The sequence below is a fragment of the Chryseobacterium sp. FP211-J200 genome (genome assembly GCF_001643375.1).
In the GTDB taxonomy this organism is placed as follows: domain Bacteria; phylum Bacteroidota; class Bacteroidia; order Flavobacteriales; family Weeksellaceae; genus Epilithonimonas; species Epilithonimonas ginsengisoli.
Map to the genome: position 1 here is coordinate 33161 of NZ_LSHB01000007.1, position 18053 is coordinate 51213.

The 18053-nt window shown below is 37.1% G+C and carries 18 protein-coding genes; 9 read left to right on the plus strand and 9 right to left on the minus strand.

Annotation, left to right across the window (positions count from 1 at the left end; all coding sequences use genetic code 11):
• Positions 1–30: 30 nt before the first annotated feature.
• The 9 genes from AXA65_RS02390 to AXA65_RS19805 form a co-directional block, all read right to left on the minus strand.
• A complete protein-coding gene (locus AXA65_RS02390) occupies positions 31–978 on the minus strand; it encodes a hypothetical protein (protein ID WP_228391605.1) in 948 nt (315 codons plus the stop codon).
• A 12-nt stretch (positions 979–990) separates the two neighbouring features.
• Positions 991–2868 (minus strand): type VI secretion system baseplate subunit TssF, encoded by a 1878-nt coding sequence (locus AXA65_RS02395; RefSeq protein WP_063968538.1) that lies wholly within the window; start codon positions 2866–2868, stop codon positions 991–993.
• A gap of 11 nt (positions 2869–2879) precedes the next feature.
• Complete coding sequence (locus tag AXA65_RS02400; RefSeq protein ID WP_063968539.1) at positions 2880–3320, minus strand: GPW/gp25 family protein; 441 nt, start codon at positions 3318–3320, stop codon at positions 2880–2882.
• A 15-nt stretch (positions 3321–3335) separates the two neighbouring features.
• On the minus strand, positions 3336–4181 hold the full coding sequence (locus tag AXA65_RS02405; RefSeq protein ID WP_063968540.1) for a lytic transglycosylase domain-containing protein: 846 nt from the start codon (positions 4179–4181) through the stop codon (positions 3336–3338).
• 61 nt (positions 4182–4242) lie between these two features.
• Entirely contained in the window at positions 4243–4977 is a 735-nt protein-coding gene (locus tag AXA65_RS02410; RefSeq protein WP_131797742.1) for a hypothetical protein, read from the minus strand.
• Entirely contained in the window at positions 4974–6044 is a 1071-nt protein-coding gene (locus tag AXA65_RS02415) for a hypothetical protein (RefSeq protein WP_131797743.1), read from the minus strand. The genes AXA65_RS02410 and AXA65_RS02415 overlap by 4 nt, the downstream gene beginning before the upstream one ends.
• The gene (locus tag AXA65_RS02420; protein WP_063968543.1) at positions 6041–6436 is read right to left on the minus strand and encodes a hypothetical protein; all 396 of its coding nucleotides are present in this window, start codon (positions 6434–6436) and stop codon (positions 6041–6043) included. Before AXA65_RS02420 ends, AXA65_RS02415 begins: the two co-directional genes overlap by 4 nt.
• Before the next feature lie 52 nt (positions 6437–6488).
• Positions 6489–8972, minus strand: coding sequence for an ATP-dependent Clp protease ATP-binding subunit (locus AXA65_RS02425; protein WP_063968544.1), 2484 nt, complete (start codon positions 8970–8972; stop codon positions 6489–6491).
• A 469-nt stretch (positions 8973–9441) separates the two neighbouring features.
• Positions 9442–9597 carry a hypothetical protein gene (locus AXA65_RS19805; protein ID WP_165596554.1) on the minus strand — a complete coding sequence of 52 codons (156 nt, stop codon included), beginning with the start codon at positions 9595–9597 and terminating at the stop codon, positions 9442–9444.
• Positions 9598–9785: 188 nt separating this feature from the next.
• Here AXA65_RS19805 and AXA65_RS02430 point away from each other — a divergent pair, with 188 nt between their 5' ends.
• From AXA65_RS02430 to tssD, 9 genes are all read left to right on the plus strand, one after another.
• A complete protein-coding gene (locus AXA65_RS02430; protein ID WP_063968545.1) occupies positions 9786–10457 on the plus strand; it encodes a LuxR C-terminal-related transcriptional regulator in 672 nt (223 codons plus the stop codon).
• 5 nt (positions 10458–10462) lie between these two features.
• Positions 10463–10996 carry a type VI secretion system TssO gene (gene tssO, locus AXA65_RS02435; protein WP_063968546.1) on the plus strand — a complete coding sequence of 178 codons (534 nt, stop codon included), beginning with the start codon at positions 10463–10465 and terminating at the stop codon, positions 10994–10996.
• 1 nt (position 10997) lies between these two features.
• A complete protein-coding gene (tssO, locus tag AXA65_RS02440) occupies positions 10998–11525 on the plus strand; it encodes a type VI secretion system TssO (RefSeq protein ID WP_063968547.1) in 528 nt (175 codons plus the stop codon).
• A gap of 13 nt (positions 11526–11538) precedes the next feature.
• Positions 11539–12459: a PKD domain-containing protein gene (locus AXA65_RS02445; RefSeq protein ID WP_063968548.1), complete on the plus strand. Its 921-nt coding sequence runs from the start codon at positions 11539–11541 to the stop codon at positions 12457–12459.
• An 18-nt stretch (positions 12460–12477) separates the two neighbouring features.
• On the plus strand, positions 12478–14853 hold the full coding sequence (gene tssR, locus AXA65_RS02450; RefSeq protein ID WP_063968549.1) for a type VI secretion system protein TssR domain-containing protein: 2376 nt from the start codon (positions 12478–12480) through the stop codon (positions 14851–14853).
• Between the two features lie 71 nt (positions 14854–14924).
• Positions 14925–15371, plus strand: coding sequence for a type VI secretion system contractile sheath small subunit (locus AXA65_RS02455; RefSeq protein ID WP_063968556.1), 447 nt, complete (start codon positions 14925–14927; stop codon positions 15369–15371).
• A 15-nt stretch (positions 15372–15386) separates the two neighbouring features.
• Positions 15387–16751 (plus strand): DUF5458 family protein, encoded by a 1365-nt coding sequence (locus AXA65_RS02460; RefSeq protein ID WP_063968550.1) that lies wholly within the window; start codon positions 15387–15389, stop codon positions 16749–16751.
• A gap of 76 nt (positions 16752–16827) precedes the next feature.
• Positions 16828–17283 (plus strand): hypothetical protein, encoded by a 456-nt coding sequence (locus AXA65_RS02465; protein WP_131797744.1) that lies wholly within the window; start codon positions 16828–16830, stop codon positions 17281–17283.
• Between the two features lie 142 nt (positions 17284–17425).
• Positions 17426–17833: a type VI secretion system tube protein TssD gene (gene tssD / locus AXA65_RS02470; protein ID WP_063968552.1), complete on the plus strand. Its 408-nt coding sequence runs from the start codon at positions 17426–17428 to the stop codon at positions 17831–17833.
• Positions 17834–18053: the final 220 nt, after the last annotated feature.

Sequence of the window (18053 nt, forward strand, 5' to 3'; positions counted from 1 at the left end):
TTCGTTTTTAGTTTTGTTTTGTTAAATATATTAAATATATGTCGAATATCCCAAGCGATTTGTATTTTCTGATGCATTTATAATAAAAGAATTGTCGCTCTTTTTTGTAATAAATTTTTCCTCGATCTTCACCGTGATCGGGATGAGATAATCATAGATACTTTGAAGCAGATCACGGAACGGCGTCCCCGGAACATATTTGTGTATCTGACCATAGGGGATCGCCCCAATGCTGACCTGCCAATTTCTTTCTCCATCCATATGATTACCACTTGGGATGAGTGTAATGCCCAACTTTGCATTTCCCAAAGAACAAATGCCAGATTCATCATCGTGTTCATCGATTGTATTTGGCACGAAATCTATCTGTACTTTTACATTCAAAAAGGCGGTTAAAAATCTTTCTATCCAGCGTTTGTTCCCTCTCACCTCATGCAGGAAAGGCAGGATATAAAAAAAAGTCTTTGCGGTTTCCGAGTCCACTTTTTTCAGGAGTGGCCAAAGTTCGGCAAAGGTATTGACAAGTGTATCGGACTGATCAGCGATATCAAACTCCATTTCTTTCAGCAACGCAGAAACTTCCGTATAAAAAAACTCTTGTTCAAAAGGTTGGAAAAAATTTCTAGCGTTCTCCTCTACTTCTTTTTGCTTCCTGATCTCCTTCACCACACTTTCTACACCTCTACTAGAAGCAGCGCCCAAAGATGGCGGATGAAATAATCCCTCTGGCAGATAATCATAGATGCTCTCCCGATAGGTCTCCATGATAATGGTCTCGTTGTCCAACCCATAATAAGTGGAATAGATATTCTTGATATCCTTGAGGTAAGGTCTGTCATTGATACCAATTCTCTTCACGTAGATGCTGGAACTGTTGTTGTAATATTTCAACAGGTTGGCTGCAACAGATTCTATTTTAAAATCGGTGCCTAGCTTATTGTATTTCAGTTCTGAGATATGCGGATTTTCTTTTATCATTCCATTATTGATTTAAACTTCCAAATGCATTGCATCTTCCACTATCATTACCCGATATTCTACGCCATCGATTGCTTTTGCTTTGATATTATTCTTTAGAACATCGGATAGATTATCCCAATATTTTCTTCCGTAGAAAGTGTAATTCTGTGGTGTGATCTCTACATCGACAGTTCTGATAAAACCTTCTCTAGGCTTATCACTGATCATAGTACCACGTCTGACCGTAATTTTTTTCAGTTCACTGTTCAGCATCATTTTGCAATAGTTTTTCACATCTTCTGCGGAAATGATCTTATCTCTGCTGGTGAGAGCATATTTGTAAGCAAGGATGGTATCGGACTGTTTTTTCTCTTCCGCACCACCTGTAGTTTCCGTAATTAAGGTAATGACCTGAAGTTTCTTCTGAGAATTGAGATCTGTGCCAGGTCGAAGGCTATTTGCCAATGAAGCATGCGAGATCCAGAATGAAGCATACGTATGGACCGAATTCTCCAAAGGTTCAATGATAACATAGTTGACGTCTTCCTTCAGTTCCTTGTTTGCCTGGTCTACTTTTTTCATCAGGCCTTTCATTTTATCCGAGATCTCGCCCAAGACATCTTTCACTTTGTCCCTATTGATGATGGCAAAAGCCGCAACTTCATCTCTCAACAGCTCCATGACATGTGACATCAGGTCTGTTGCATTACGTTGGGTAAAACGCTCCATACCACCTTTTCTCACTGTGAAAAGGCCCTTTTCAATCTCATCATTTGGAGTGAATGGTATTTCTGTATATCTTTTTCCTAAACCATCTACCACTTCTTCGACATACAGGAAAAATTCTTCTTCATTGGTTTCCATAGGAATGTTATTTCCCATGATATCCAGATTGTATTCTGTTTTTTTCCAGCCACGATTGTAGACAGGAAAAGCATTTAGCACAAAAGAGAAATTCTCGAGGATCTCCGAGGTAAACTGTGGCGGAAATTCCATCTTGAGCCAAAGTATTTTTTTATTTCTGAATTGATCAAATGCCGAACTTCCATCATCTATATTTTCTGGAAGACCAGAAGACAATTTTTTGAAAAGAGATGGGTAGATCCCACTGACCTCTATGAATTTATGGTGATACAGATTTTTGACATCCTGCTTGATCTTGTGCCGGATCGATTGCTCTTCAAAAATACCTTCATAACCTTCCGATTCAGCAGCTTCATTATAACTAATACCAGATGAGACCTGCAATGGAATATTATTGTGAAAAACCTTGATGTGAGGCAGAAGTCGATACACAAAATCTACTTTTTCATAAGTTGGATTGGAACAAAAAAGACTTATTTTCTCGGGAAACATTTCCGAACTGTAATGGCTGACATCTATACCAATAGTAATATTCCTATACTCAGAAACATCCTGTGAGATGCGCTGTATAGGAATTTTGTTAAGTTGTTCATCGATATGATAGACCGTACTTCCTGCAACCATCAAAATATTTTGTGCCCTCACAAGATTGATATTATCTACCGGCGTAAATGGAATCTCCACCTGTTTGTCTGACTGCGTCTTGCGAAAAGAATTAAGATGCTTTTTAAAGAAAAATTCAGAGTGTTCCATCAGAATCTCCGTGTCTTCTTCAGGCGTACAGAATGCGATGGCATGCGAAGGCGTAGGATGTGTATAATTGGTCGGCGTCAGCAACTTTGCCAAACGTTCGAGTATCCTGCCATTGACGGTCTGTATCTCGTTATTAGCTTTAAAAACTTCTGTACTAAAGGCATCTATCAAAAGCTTCACAAATGGATCGAGAGATTGAATATTCTTCAGTCCCCAAAGTTTGGTGGCATTTTGAAGCATACGTGCTTTTATGACTTCTTTGGAAAAAGTCTGTTGTTGATCAAAATTCATGGTTTTTTGTTTTAATCGATGGACATTGGACTTAGAAATAACTCTGTAGAAAAGTTGAATCGCTCTCCTGTAGATTCCAATTTGGCGTTGATGCCAACTTTCACCTTTTTCTTCACCTCGCTGAAGCCTTTGGTCTCGTAACTGTGTTCTACGTAGTTGATATGTGCCTGTACAATAGCATTCACAAGTCTGGGCTCATGTTCTGCAATCTGTCTTTGTAAACTGCTGACAAATAGATTTTCCCACATTGCGGGTGTGACACCATTGTCAAATTCTACATTCCAGACATCGTTGCCGTAGTTTTCATCATATCTGTTCTCACCTTTTTTTGTGATAATAAGAAGCATGATATTTTGTGCGATACTCTCGGCAATGTCGCAGGTTTCTATCTGGCCATTGCTGGTCATCATACTGGAAGGATTGAAAGGGATCTTGTAGTTTTGATTTTCCATGTTTGCGGTTTACTATTAGTTTTTCAGAGAGCTGGTCAGTATTTTATTTTTGTTCATCAAAAAATTGACCATTAGATCCTTGGGTAAGTAAAAATCGCTTTCTCCCTTTTCATTAAGTTCTTGTTCCAACTTAGGATTCCAGGTCAAGATCTGTTCTTTATCGATCTCCAGCCAACTGGCAATTGCATCGATACTGAAAGCGCCATTTAGCTTTGTCTCAGCCAGATTTTCCTGTGAGGCGGAAAAATCAGATTTAAAAGGAACGAAAGCCTTTCGGTTGGCTGCAAAATTCCTGTAATCATTCAGCACCTGCTCCAGTTCTCCGGTGGCGTAGCTGGCATTCAGATATTTTTTGACATGATTTTGCGTTTCTGAAGGCAGATAAGGTGCAAAATCTGTGTACGCTCTAGAACCTGCCTTATTCATCGCCTTTTGAATGTTACCTTCACCACAATTATACGCAGCGACCACCGTCACCCAATTTCCATATTTCTTGTATAGATTTTTCAGGGAAATGGCAGCGGTCTTGGTGCTTTTGTACATATCACTTCTGTTCGCATCTGTCAAACCATAATCATTGGCATGGCCACTCATAAACTGCCACAAACCTTTTGCTCCCGCATGAGAAACCTGGTTGTGGTCCAATCCCGATTCTATGACTGCAAGATTTTTTAGATGCCTCGGAATTCCTTTCTGCACAAAAGTATATTCAATGAAATCTACCAATTGTTTGTTGCTTTTTATAATGTTTTGGTACCTTTTTACGCTCTCTTTGGAAGTGTCGGAAGCCGTTAAACCTTGCGCACAAGTTAACGAACAGGAAATGACAAAGAACGTAACTGCCAAAAATTTCTTTCTCATGGGTTATTGGTATATGTTTTAATTTTATTTCTGCGGTTTTATTTACTTATGTACAATGTTTTTAAATTGTTTCTTTCAAAGGATCTTTGAAAAAAGTATTGTAAAAATCAAAATAATGCAGCTTTTCAAGTTCTTTTCCTGTGGCATCATCCACAACAACGACCACTCTTTCTACTTTTTTGTTCAAAGGATTTTCGTATTGTGGCCGATTAAATTCTATATACCAATACCGTTTTCCAATCTCTTCTTTTCTGCGGATAATAACATAATCCTGCTCCCAATTGGTGTTGTCATTTATTACACCATCTATCGCTGTTTCTGCTTTGTAATCGTATTTTTTCTTGTATCTGGTGGCTATCTCGGTAATACTTTCAAAAGATGTATGCCAGTCTTTTTCGAAATCTGTGGTTTTTGTGAGTTGTCCCTGCTCATTGAATTCGTATAGTAATCCATAATCACCATTATAGGTTTTGTTTTCAACTCCCTTAGATTTAATATTCCCATTTGCGTAATATTCTTTATATATATTGAACCAGCCTCGCTTTTTATATATTCTGTTATATGAGTTTGAAAATTCAATTTTGTCACCATTAGAAATAGTTTCATAAACTATTTCATAAACTATTTCACTATTAGGCATAGTAGGTTGAATATCTGCCTTTTTAAGCTTAGAAAAGTTGAGCGTTTCAAAAGAATTATTTATTAACACTTTATTATTTTTTATATTACTTTGTGATTGACATTGAAAAAAACCTAATGAAATTATTATATGAAAAAGAAATTTTATTATTTTCATTCCGTTAATAATTTAGAATTTCTAAGTTTGTCCCATTGCCACTTCCAGGTGGCATATTTTTCCTTATGATCCAGGTTGGCATAGTCCATGACATTTTCAGTACGCATATATTCATAAAGGTAAGGCGTAGTTGCATTGATGTTTTCATTTTTACCGAAAGCGTGCCCCAAAGCAATGGCGTGCATCGCTTCGTGGGCGACATCTATATCACTAATCCCGTCGAACATAAAGCCCCTTTCTCCTCCTATGGGAGTACCGATCCTTGCAATAGGCACATTGTTTCCTTTATCGACTATAAAAGCCTTTTCTTTGAAAAAATACAATCTTAAATATTTATCATATTTTCCCGAGCCATCCGGCATTGGAAATTTTTGTTTGAGTTTTGAATCCATATAATCGGAAAATTTTGTCCCGCGAATGTTTCCGGACATATTAATGCTTGTTCCATCTGTTACAGTCGGTAAGCGTAAATCTGTATTGGGTGTTTTATCACTATTTAAAGTAATCTTTAAAGTTATTTCTTCACTAATGTTAATCTTTATTAAAGATTCCAAAAGATAAATTTCTAAATTTGATTTACCTTTAATAATTCCAGTATTTTCGTTTTTGTTTCTTATACTAGCATTAACTTTTACACAAACCACATTCAATTTTTTAACTATATTCGGATACAATTTCAAAAACCCTGCTTCTTTATCATCACAAAGCACCTTTATGGTTTGTGCTGTATTAATATCTTTGATTACTTTTATTTTTACTTCATCTTCCAGCTTGTAGTCATCATCTTTATCAATTGTTATTTTGGCATAATGGGTATTTTTTGCAGGGTCTGCTTTCTCGTTTTCTGTTCCTTTGCCCTGTTTTGTAGATATTTCGCATAATGTTTTATCATAAGCAATTACCAATTCCTTAGGAAGGTTTTTCTTGTCCTTTAGCTGTACCCGTAATGACAATGTAACTTCTTTGTCTTTTTCCACACAAAGCCAGCTTGCAAAATAATCTGTAGGTTTCTTATCTTTCAGCAGCCACGGAACTTTATAAACAGGATTGGAGTATTCTTTTTTCAATTTGTCATACATAGAAACAGATTTTGTAAACGTAGAAAGTGTGGCATTGGATTCTCCTGTATTGTTTCCAGAGGGGTATGTGTCGTATGTACCCACAATATCTCTATATTTACTTCTCCGGGCAGTCCGCTGTCACCTATTCTCATCCAGTCAAAACCATAGTCTTTTCCTTTCCAGTCTTTCATGGGACGGAAATGTACTATTGCATCTGCAAAAATATCTATTTCAGCAATTGGAGGGTCTTTAGGTTCTCCGTAACTTACTCCTTTTCCAACACCGGTTTCAGTAACTTCTTTTCCCGCAGTTGTAATAATACTCTCATTAGAATACATACTATGACCACCCCGGGAAATTTTAGTATAAGTGCCTTTTATGATTATAGTTCTGCTCATATTATTGTGTTTTTATTCGCTACTAAAATATATCTCAGAAAAAAAATAAATTTTATTTAATTTCCCAAGACGGTTCCTGATTTTCGCTATTCCAGCCTACATTGATGGTTTGTCCCGATTTTACTTCCTCGCGAACGATTTTTTTAGATATTGGTCTGGCTAATTGTGCTCTGATAACGCCGGAAATCTGACGTGCACCATATTTGCTGCTGAAGCCATTCAGTGCCAGATTTTTTATCGCTTCATCACTGATATTAAAATCAATTCCAAGTCTTGTTAACGCTTTTCTCAATGATTTCAACTGAATACTGAAGATCTTTTCCGCCATATTTTCGTTGATTGGCGCAAACGGAATGATCTCAGTTATTCTCGCCAAAAACTCAGGTCTGAATCTTCCCGATTCTGTCATTATTTTCATTAAATTTTTTGAAGTAGGGATTTCATTTTTCTCAAAATGTTTCACGATTTCCTCACTTCCGATATTTGAAGTGAATAATATTAATGAATTGCTGAAATCGCCTTCTTTTCCCAGTTTATCGTGCACTTTTCCCTCGTCCATAATCTGTAAGAAAACGTCGAACACGGAAGTATGTGCTTTCTCTATTTCATCAAAGAGAACAACTGAGTAAGGTTGCTGGCGGATTTTATTAACCAACATTCCACCTTCCTCATAACCGACATATCCCGGAGGCGCACCATAAAGTAGTGCAGCCGAATGTTCTTCTTTAAACTCTGACATATCGAAACGAATCATTGCAGATTCATCATTAAATAATAATTCAGCAATAGATTTTGCTAATTCGGTTTTTCCTGTTCCCGTTGGTCCTAATAAGAAAAATGATCCAATTGGTTGTCCCGGTTTGTTGAGTCCGCTTCGGTTTTCTACAATGGCGTCGGAAAGAATTTTCAAAGCGTGGTCCTGTCCTACTACTCTTTTGATGAGCATTTCCTCCATATTTAGGAGTTTTTCTTTTTCTTTAGCCTGAATTTTTCCAATCGGAATTCCAGTTTTAGCGGCCATTACTGCGGCTAATTCCAATTTACCAACTTTTTCTCGTTTGATGGATGCCAATTGAATCAATTCTTCAAATGTAGAATCGATTATTTTTTTTATCTGACCAATTTCCATGGACGTTTCCAAAGTGTGTTGCTCAGAAAGAGAACCCCATAAAATTGGACTTAATTTATTTTGAAGCAGATTGAAATTCCAGATCAACTCATCTACCAAAAGCGGATCATTCTCATCACTCTCAGCAATGATCTGGTCGTAATTGTCTTTCCATGTCTTCAGTTCTGTTTCGGAAAGTTCGTCCAGCATTTTGATGGAAGCCATCGTCCTGTCTAATAAATCGATGGCAGAATCTGGTAGTTTTTTTCCTTTGGAATAACGCTTTGCAAGGCTGACACAGTCCGCAAGAGCACTTCTGTCTACTTCAACCTTATGATGATTTTTGTAACCGTCCAAAAGAACATCGATCATTTTGACGCAGGTGATATCATCAGGTTCTTCTACATTCAAAACTTCAAATCTTCTATCGAAGGCGCGTTCTGGTTCAATGATCTTGCGATATTCCTCCTGAGTGGTCGCACCAATGACAGTGATCTCACCTCTTGCCAATTCAGGCTTCAGAAGGTTGGCTACATTTCCCGCACTTCCCTTGCTGTCAAGTAAAGAATGGATCTCGTCTATAAAAAGAACAGCTTTATTAATATTCTTACATTCGTTGATCACCTTCTTCAATCGGTCTTCAATCTCGCCTTTGTAAGATGTTCCTGCAAGTAATGAGCCTGTATCCAATTCCAACAAAGTGGCTTCCTTAAGCATCTCCGGAACATTCCCTCTGTTGATCTCGATAGCAAAACCTTCCAACAATGCTGTTTTACCAACACCTGGTTCTCCTACGATGATCACATTGGGTTTTGTGCGGCGGCAAAGAATCTCGACCAACATCCTCAGTTCTTTATCGCGGCCAACGATATCATCAAGCTTTCCGTCTCGGGCTTGAGCAGTTTTGTCTACACAATAGCTTTTGATCGCTGGAAATGAATTTTTATTTGGAGTGGAATTTCCTGTCAATTGACTCTCCTGAAAACTAACTTTCTTGTCTTCTCCTCGAAAAACATTCAGGATCTCGTGTTCCCGAAGTGGGAAAGATTTCAGTTCCTGAACAGTGTAGGCGATGTTCGGTTTTGCGATGGCTGCTAGTAGACAAAGCGGCGTGATCTCATCCAAACCAAGTTTCAGCCTAATGTCATCTGCCTCGTCTAAGATAAGATTGATATTATCATCTTTTGAAACATCATCTGTACGATGAGCTGTCTTGGGAATCTCTTCGATTCGAACTTCTGCCCATTCATGAATGTAGCCTGGATCTTTATCTAAATTGATGAGAAAATCCTTCAGTCCGAAATCGTTGTGTAAAAGTGCTTGTAAAAGATGGGAAGCTCCATATTGTGAATTGTGATTTTCTCTTGCCAAGGATTGTGCAATATGAAAGACTTCTTTAATGGTTTCATTGGTTATTAATACACTCATATAATAGAATTTATTCTGTGTTGTCAATTAGTTCTAGTCTTATAAAATACAGATACCCTTTGAAATTTCTAATGTTTTACCTAAATAAAAGATAGATAACCAATAGAAACACGATTCAGTTCCCTAAATCTCAATAAAAATGATGCCACACTTATTATTCCTAAAATTAACAATTGTTAAAAAAAATATTTAAACAAAAATTTAACCTTTTGAAAAACATAAAAAAACCTCGAACCACAACGAAGTTTCACTGATTAAAAATAAATTCACATCACTGAATTACAAATACTTAAACCCAAATGAGACAACCAGCGATAATGTGAATTGAATATTAATGCTATTGAAATATAAAGTTGTGATTGATGGTCAAACCTACAATTTTTAAAAAAACATTTTTTATTGGCAAAATTTTTGCTTTTTATTTTTTCGATATCATTTCAGTTATAAAATTATCATATTTAAAGAAAAATTAATAATCTCTTAAAACCTGTTCAATGATTTTATCTAATAACCTACTATACCATTTCTTCACTACCCTTTGTGCTCGCATCAGAGCAAAGGCACCTCCACTCCATTTTTCGTACGCAAGGTCTATGGCCTCATCTGGCGAACTTGCGAGATTCAAGTCCCACCGTTTTTAGTAGATATTACACCTTTCATTAATTTCAGTCCAGACAGATACTGATAAAATATTGCATTGCAAATATCTCTCAAATTGAAACTTGAAGGTCAATCCGATTGTATCTGATTACAATTATTCTTTATTTCAGCGAACATATTTTTCATAAGACCAAACATTGACAAATATCTAATATGTACAGTAACTCTACAAAAGCAACAAGATTTTCGATTGCGGAAAATGATTTCTACTTCAAGCAGTTTCTCGTAAAAATGCTTTTGGAAAATCCCTTGTTCTCTATTGTCAATGATTGCAACAATGGAAACGAGCTAATCAACAGGTTGTATAGAAAACAGGAAGACATCTTTATCATCAATCTATTCATGCCCATATTGAGTGGTATCGAAGCTATCAAATATATCCGCCAAAGTAACAAGGACATCCCGATACTCACCTACTCTACTACTTACCAGGAAGATATGGCTGCAACGATCAGCGACATCCCCAACACCTTTTACTGCCAAAAGAACAGCATCATTATAAAAGATATCCTAAGAAATTGCATTCTCAGTAAAAACTCAGATTACGAAGAATATAAAAAAGAATGGGCCTCGCAGGAAGATGTTGTGAAAAATTATATGGACCGCCAAAAGAAACAGCAGGAAGAACTGAACGTGACGGAGATCCAGATCATCAAACTTTGTTACGAAGGTTTTAGCAATAAGGAAATTGGCGACAGGATCAATCTCAGCACCAGAACAATTGACACATATGTCAATAGGCTTACCGAAAAACTGGGACTTAAAAGTAAACTGGACCTAGCGAGATTTTGTGTGGAAAACGGATATTATAACTCTAGTATTTAAAAGAAATGGCTTCACACGGACAAAAAAAACTTAATAACGATGACGTAAGAAATGGGATCTTACGCTTCGTTTTTTCGTTCTGTATTTTACTAACGTTCAGCTTCCTGACCGTATTCTTATTTTTCAAAAGCGCCAAGATACAGAAAGAACAGATACACAAGGAACTCAATGATTATAAAAGTGTTCTCAGCAGAAATGAACTCCTAAAGATAAAGATGGATACGATCTACTACAAAATGTCTCTACTGAACTCCAATAAAGTTGAAAACGACATTTTCCTTCGGAACTCCATCTTGGAAGATCTGCGGGACACCAAAAATATCATGGGCGAAGACAGCGCAAGATCATTCAAACAATACGCAACATTGACAAAGAATATCGGAAAAATGACAGTCTTCAAAAATGAGCTTATCAATATTACCGCAAAAGAACAGAATGCGCTTCGAAGCTTGAACGAATGCATGGAAAAAGTCGGAAAAATGACTGTAAAAATGAAAAACAGTGAACCAGGAGGTAAAATCGCCAAAAAATTAAAATAAAATGATGCAGGTAAACATTACGCTTTCCAACAAAGAAAAAAGATATTACTTCCTCTACCTATTGGGGTTGTTATTCTTTGGTGTATTGCTTATTTCAGTGATCACTTTGTACAGAACAGAATCGCCGTTCAACAATTCTGATATTCTGGCCATCCAGACCTTGCAGGAGAAAGCAAAATTTGATGAGAGACAAAAAGTGGCGCAGCCGTTGATAGACAGCACCTTCAACAAGATCGAAAAAATATCGGTCGACAATAATGATCCACTGCAGGAAAATGAGATCAAATACAGCATCAACGATATTGCCAATATCTTCGAAACCGTGAACATCTCCGACCCGAGAAAAGAGTCTTACAAGCAGATCGCTCAATTCTACAAAATGTATATAGAGGACAAGAACATTGCAGGCAAAAAAAATGAAAACATCAAGACCTTCAACAAGCAATTTGAAGACTGTACAATCGGTTTCAAGGAACGGAAAAACCAAAAATTACAAAAAGACAACGCATTACTTATGAAAAATAACTAACAACTGATCACTCATGAATTATATCCAAAAAAACAAGAAGAACATTATCATTGCAGTCATAAGTCTTTTGCTTTTAGCAGCAGTAATTATTCTGTGGTTACAAAGGAAGGTCATCCATAGTTCCGACGATATTGTAGCGGCTGTCTATCCCAACTCTCTTAATGTTGGGGACACACTCACCTTTGAAGATAAAACCAACTTCGGGAAAAGTAGAAAATGGGATTTCGGAGATGGATTTAACTCCGAAAAGAACAAAGGTGCACACTTTTTCAAAAAACCAGGCTATTATCAAGTTTCTATCATCATCGATAACAAATACACCAAGTCTTTCCCGGTTTTGGTCTCTGCAGGTGTTGCCAAAATGGTTGATACTGCAAAAGTGCCAAGCAAAATAGATGCTCCTACACAGGCGATGCAGCTGGAAAATGTATTCTTCCGCGCAGATTCTCCGGATGCTAAGAACTTCACATGGAAATTTGGTGAAACAGGCAATATCGATGCGAAAGAAAAAATGGCAACCTACGCCTTCAAAAATCCTGGAAACTACATTGTCACTTTATATACCGATGTGGACCAAGAACCAATCCAACATATGATCAAGATCCTGCCGGCTTACGAAGAATTGGATGATGAAGCCGTTACAACACCTACAGTGACAGATATCTACAGCAAAATCAATGATGACTTCAAATACCATCTGCAACAAATAGCTGACGGAAATAGTTTCAACAGCCATTATAATTATTTGCTAAGTACTTATCTGTGTAATAAAGACAATATCTCCGTCAATGTAAATGATAAAAACAACTCTTTTTACTACTACTGCACCGGTTTGCAATTTGATAAAAAAAATTCTATACAGGAAGTGAAAACAACTTTGGATACCAACCAAAACTGTGTGATCAAAGTTGAAGTAAAACAAAGCAAGCAATAAAAACTAAAAAAATAAATTATGAAACGAAACTTTTTTAATGCTATCTATGTTTTAGGAGCTGTATATATATTATCTGGATGTCAAGTCCGCATTCCATCTCAGGAAACTCCGGATTCGCGGTTTTACGGTTACGTGGACCAAGTAAGAGTGAGTGATGGATTTCCGAAGAAGGCTGAACCTTGGGTGGTCATTTCCGACCGTGCTAATAATAGTGTTTTTATGGACAAAGGTGATGAGAAGTCACCAAAAGAGATCAAATTCCTGGAGCCGCTTTTGGTTGTTAAACAGAAAGAATCAAAAAATCTGGTAAAAGTTGCAGAATACAATCCGGATGCCTTGATGAAAAAAATACCTTCCAGATCTGTCAAAACATATGGTTGGATTCCAAAAGATCAGTTATTATTATGGTCAAATTCTCTGAAAAGAAGTGATAATGGTTTTAATGTAAAAGCAGTTTTGTCTCCCAACAATTCTGACGTTTTGAAGAACGGATCCAAATATCTTAAAAATGATTCTGTTCTTATCTTCTCTTCACCAGACCTTACGAAACCAATCAATAAAAAATTACCTGTTGGTCAATTGGTTTACATATACAAGCAGTCGGAATCCAATCACAGATTTCTTATTGGAAAATCACCCTCCCTGAAAATAGACAGCATCTCTAAGGATATCTACGGTTGGGTTAGCTCAAACATGATTGCAAATTGGGGCGACAGAACTGCACTGAAAGTGGCATCCAATTTCAATTATGCAGGTGACAATAGCCAGGCAATTACAAAACAATCTCCTGACGGCTCGGTTTCCGAAACAAAATTTGAAATCACAGATGCTGTCAATAGATCGGCTGTAGAAAATCTGGTTTCCGTTTCTCCCGCAACTATAGACAGCACTAGAAAAGCGAGATTCTTTACCAACGCTTTGGACTACAGCAAGAATTTCGTTTACAATGTTTTGGGTCAGCCTGTTTATTATGATAGATTCAAGGAAATTACGAACCGCAGCAAAAACCTGAATATTATCTTCACTGTTGACATCAGCAGGAACAATACCCAAAATGCAGCACTTGCAAAATCTGTTTTTCAGGATATCCAGTTGAAATTGGACCAATTGAAATATTTTAGAAATATAAAATATGGCGTGGTCTTGTACAAGAATAATACTTGTGGTGAAGATATCCTTCCATCATCATTAAGCAACAATTTTGAAGAGATCAACTCTTTCATAGATGTTCAAAGTGCCAATCAGAATTGCAGTAGCAACGGCGCTCAACCATTGCAGGAAGCACTTGAAATCACTGGCGAGATGATCAGCAAAGTTCCGGATGAGACCAATATTGTGGTGGTCGTTGGATCGACGGCTTCTAATTATGGAGGTCTCAGTTCTGCAATGCGCAATCTAACACTTGGAAGAGCAAAAATGTTATTTTTCCAGTCAGCATCTGGCTCGTCTGATTTTTATAACAATTTCGTTCTGTTATCAGAAAATATTTTGACTAGTACAGCAAGAAATATAGCCGAATTGGACAAATCAAGAATTGTGGACCAGAAGATGATCCTTGATAAGAATAATTACAATCTTGTCATGGGAGAAGGCGGCGTTTATTCTTTGGATTATCCTAAAGCCAGTATGTCCCAGGGTTTCGTAGTTTATCCAAAAAAAGGAGAGATCAACTCTAGCAACCTTCTTGTAAAATCATTGGACAGCTTGATTGTTCAGGTCACCGATTATAATACCAATGTGAATGCATCTTTGAAAAGCTATTTCAAGTCGGCAGTTGGAAGTTCCAAAACAACTTTGAAGCCCGATTTCAGAAACCAATTTGCAGATGCTCCAGCTCTTATACCCACAGAAACTACAACACAGCTGATCACGTATGACAATCCTTTCGTAACAAAAGGAACGTACTCTGATGAGTTCAAAGAAAGTTATCCGGCTGTTGAAAAAGGAATCCTATTGTCTGAGACCGAATATGATAAACTTCGCGCTTTCTATCAGGAAGTCTATCAGGAAACAAAAAGCTTCAGTCCTACCTTCAGTCAAGGCTCAGCAATCAATAGCTATGTTAAGGCGCTGAAAAAGTATTATTCCGGAGAAGCAAAGTTTGATAAATCAAAACTTAAAAACCAATCTATGGCCTATTCTGTAGCAGTAAGCACCGGTTTTGACAATGCATCCGAAGATACACTTTCCAAATACAAGCTCAACGGATGGAAAAAACCGAAGGTCATTGCGAGCGATAATGTTAAAAATTATTTCAAACAATATAAAACATTGGCAGACAGATTGCTAAATAACAAAAGTAACCCGAAAGTGATCATCGATCAAAATGGTGAAAAGTTTTATTGGCTTAATAGATTCTTCATGCCAACCACGCAACCTGTAGAATCTCTGTAATGTTTTCTTTTAATAAGATTCTAAAATATTTTAGTAAAAAATCAATTAATCAATCACAAAAAATAGATAATATGGCAATGTTTAATTATGGTGTTGGGGGAAACGAAGTAAAAGTTGACGCCAACGAAGCGATCCAGGAAATCCAAGAGAACCGATCTCTAATTGTAGGTCAACTGACGGCAGATGAACCTTTCATTCCAGAAATTGTAAAAGGTCTCAAATCGGTAGATGATGTTTTCAAGCATTTTCAACCATCAATCTCTGTACAACATGAGACAGAGGATGGAACGTATGTGGACGAGGAGTTCAGGTTTCAGCAATTGGGAGATTTCACACCGAAAAATCTGACCCAAAACTCAGAATATCTAAAAACTTTGAGCATAGAGCAAGAGCAATATAATAAGATATTGAGACAATTGAAAAATAATAAGATTCTTAAAAACATCCTCGAAAATCCGCAGACGAAAGATGCATTGATAGAAGTGTTGAAGGAAGTTGCAGGAGAATTAGAAAAATAAAAAAAAACATAAACTATGGATAATAAACCACAAGCACAGCAAAACCAGCAAGCCGGACAACAACAGCAAGACCACCGACAAGGTTCTGGATCAGCGATAAATGACCTGAACAAAGTTGGAGGATTCAATTTCATTGAAACTGTTGTAGATGGCATCGCCAATATGAATCCTACAAGAAAGGCTCGTAAAGAGATTTTTTTAAACGATTCCAACAAGCAGACCGAAAGAAAAGACCTTGCCCAGAAACTGAATCTGTGGATCTCATTATTGGAAAATAATGCAACCGCAGAGGAAATGGCTGAAACGTGCAAGAACAAAGCAATTTCGGCTGAGAAAAACCTTAAGACAAATCTCAAAAATAGTCTTTCGGAAATCCGTCAACTTGAGACCGCTTACCGTACGATGGCCCAGTTCTTCAAAAATACAGAACTTGATAAAGTGGACAACGTAAGCATCGTGAATGCATCTCTGGAACAGATGAAAGATCTGGACAATCCAATATTTATTGATGCCATCGCAGATGAATTCAAGCAAAACTATGACAGATTGGATCTGCGTGACAACTACTCTATCCTTGCGATCCCAGGATATCTAGGATCTAATAAAGTAGTTGAGAAATGGGCGAAGATCTGTAACGAGAACAAAGTTATGCTCGTAACCGATTTTGCCAACCTTGATAAACCGGATGATGTCGTAGACTTATTCCATTCTGCAAATCTGACTGGCGGTGAGCTACACAGAAGTAATGTCATCATGACTACAAATTGGCTTGTAGGAAGAGGAAGAGCTGAAGAAGTAGGCGAAGAGGAAAATGTAGACCTTCCACCATCAACTTCTATGGCCGGTAAAATCTACAAAACCTTGATGTCTCAGGTTGCAGCTGGTAAAAAACATGGTAACATCAATGAAGTGGATGCGGTAAAGTTTGACCTGAAGAAAAGTGAGATTTCCCAACTCGAAAAAATGGGATTGGTGCCAATGGTCAATGAGTATGGAAAGATCATGGCTTTTTCGGCTAAGACGCTTTTCACAGGCGATAACATTGGTCTACAAACCTATTCTGTAGTTCGTGTTTTCGATTATGTGACAAAAGTTCTATTGGACTTCCTAAACAGAAGAGCTTTTGAAAACTGGAATCCAAGAAATGAAGATGATCTGAGAAGACAAATTGTTACCTTCCTTGATGGCATCAAAGGTCCAGATAAACTGATCGAGAAATTCAAGATCGTGAGGTTCGAGCAGGATAAAGTCAACAAAGACCGCGTTTGGTTGGACATTAGAATGACACCTTACTTCCCAACAAAAAGTTTCGTTATAAAATTAGACGGACACAAAGGAGACGACGGAAACGAATGGGATGCTGAATACCAACAAGAATAATATTAATTTAAAAAAATTAGTAAAGGGAATTTACAACTTCATGTGTGGATTCCCTTTTTTATTAAAATCCAGAGAAATGAGAATATCAAGCCTTTACATCATCTACACAGCCATTGTCATTATCTCATTACCAGTTTCGTGCAAAAAGGAGTACGAGCGACCTGACCATTTTTCGGTAGACTTATTTGAAAATGAAAGAAATGAACAGCAGAAAAAAATGCTTTCACCAGAAGAAGCCACAGAGAAGAGCCTTATTGTGATCAAAAGTAATAGTACCGAATTGGTAAGCAAGTCCAAGATCAATAATAAAGTTTTATTCATATACCATATCAAGTCAGGGGAAACTATAAAATCGAGTAATGATACGATTCAGTTTCCAATCAGGCTCATCTCGGATTACGATTTGAAAATAAGCAAATCTAACTCTGATTCTGCATCGATATATCTTATTCGTCCGCAATCATATAAGCTTTTAGTAAATGAGCTACAGGTACAATATCAAGCACTTCCGTCCGCACCTCTTTCAAATTGAAATGAGAATTTAGACACAGTTCTAGAAATATTCTATAAAATTGTAGTAATTCTACTATTGAAAAAATAAGGTTATGGTTCTATCTTTGGAATATTGAAAGCGAGACAACAGATCATTTATTAATATTTAAAATTTAGAAATCATGGCAAACAATTCAAGGGCCGTACTGAAATTCAACGGCGGATCAGAACAAAAGATCCTAAAACTAAATTATGGTGTATCAAGAAACACCGATGTCTCTGGAAGAGTAGCATCCGACCCTTCTAACGCACTCATCAAGATCACCGTTGAAGCAACAGAAGATTCCGGGATCTTGGAAAGCTTGCTCAATGGAAAATACAAACCGACAAGTGGTGAAGTGACATTCAACAAATCTCACGAAGAAGGTACATTGACCACTTTGAAGTGGGAAAATGGCTATGTGATCCAGCACGAGGTTGATTATGACGCTTTGAACGAGGACAACATGTTCATCAGCTTCGTTATCAGCGCAGAGAAGATCGATTATGGTAACTCAGCATACGACGGGATCTGGCCAGGAGCAAAATAGTGTTTAATCATCAATTCTACACCATATCATTGAGAACAATCCTGATGAAAATCCATTTTTTTGGTGTTTTTCATCAGGATTTTTACTTAATGATCATATTTTGAACAACAATTGCATCATTCTTGATGTGGATCTCTAAATTAAGAAAATGAACATCTAATTGTAAACATTTTCATGGGTCTTACAATGGCCTTTTTTTAAAATTACTAAAATCACCACA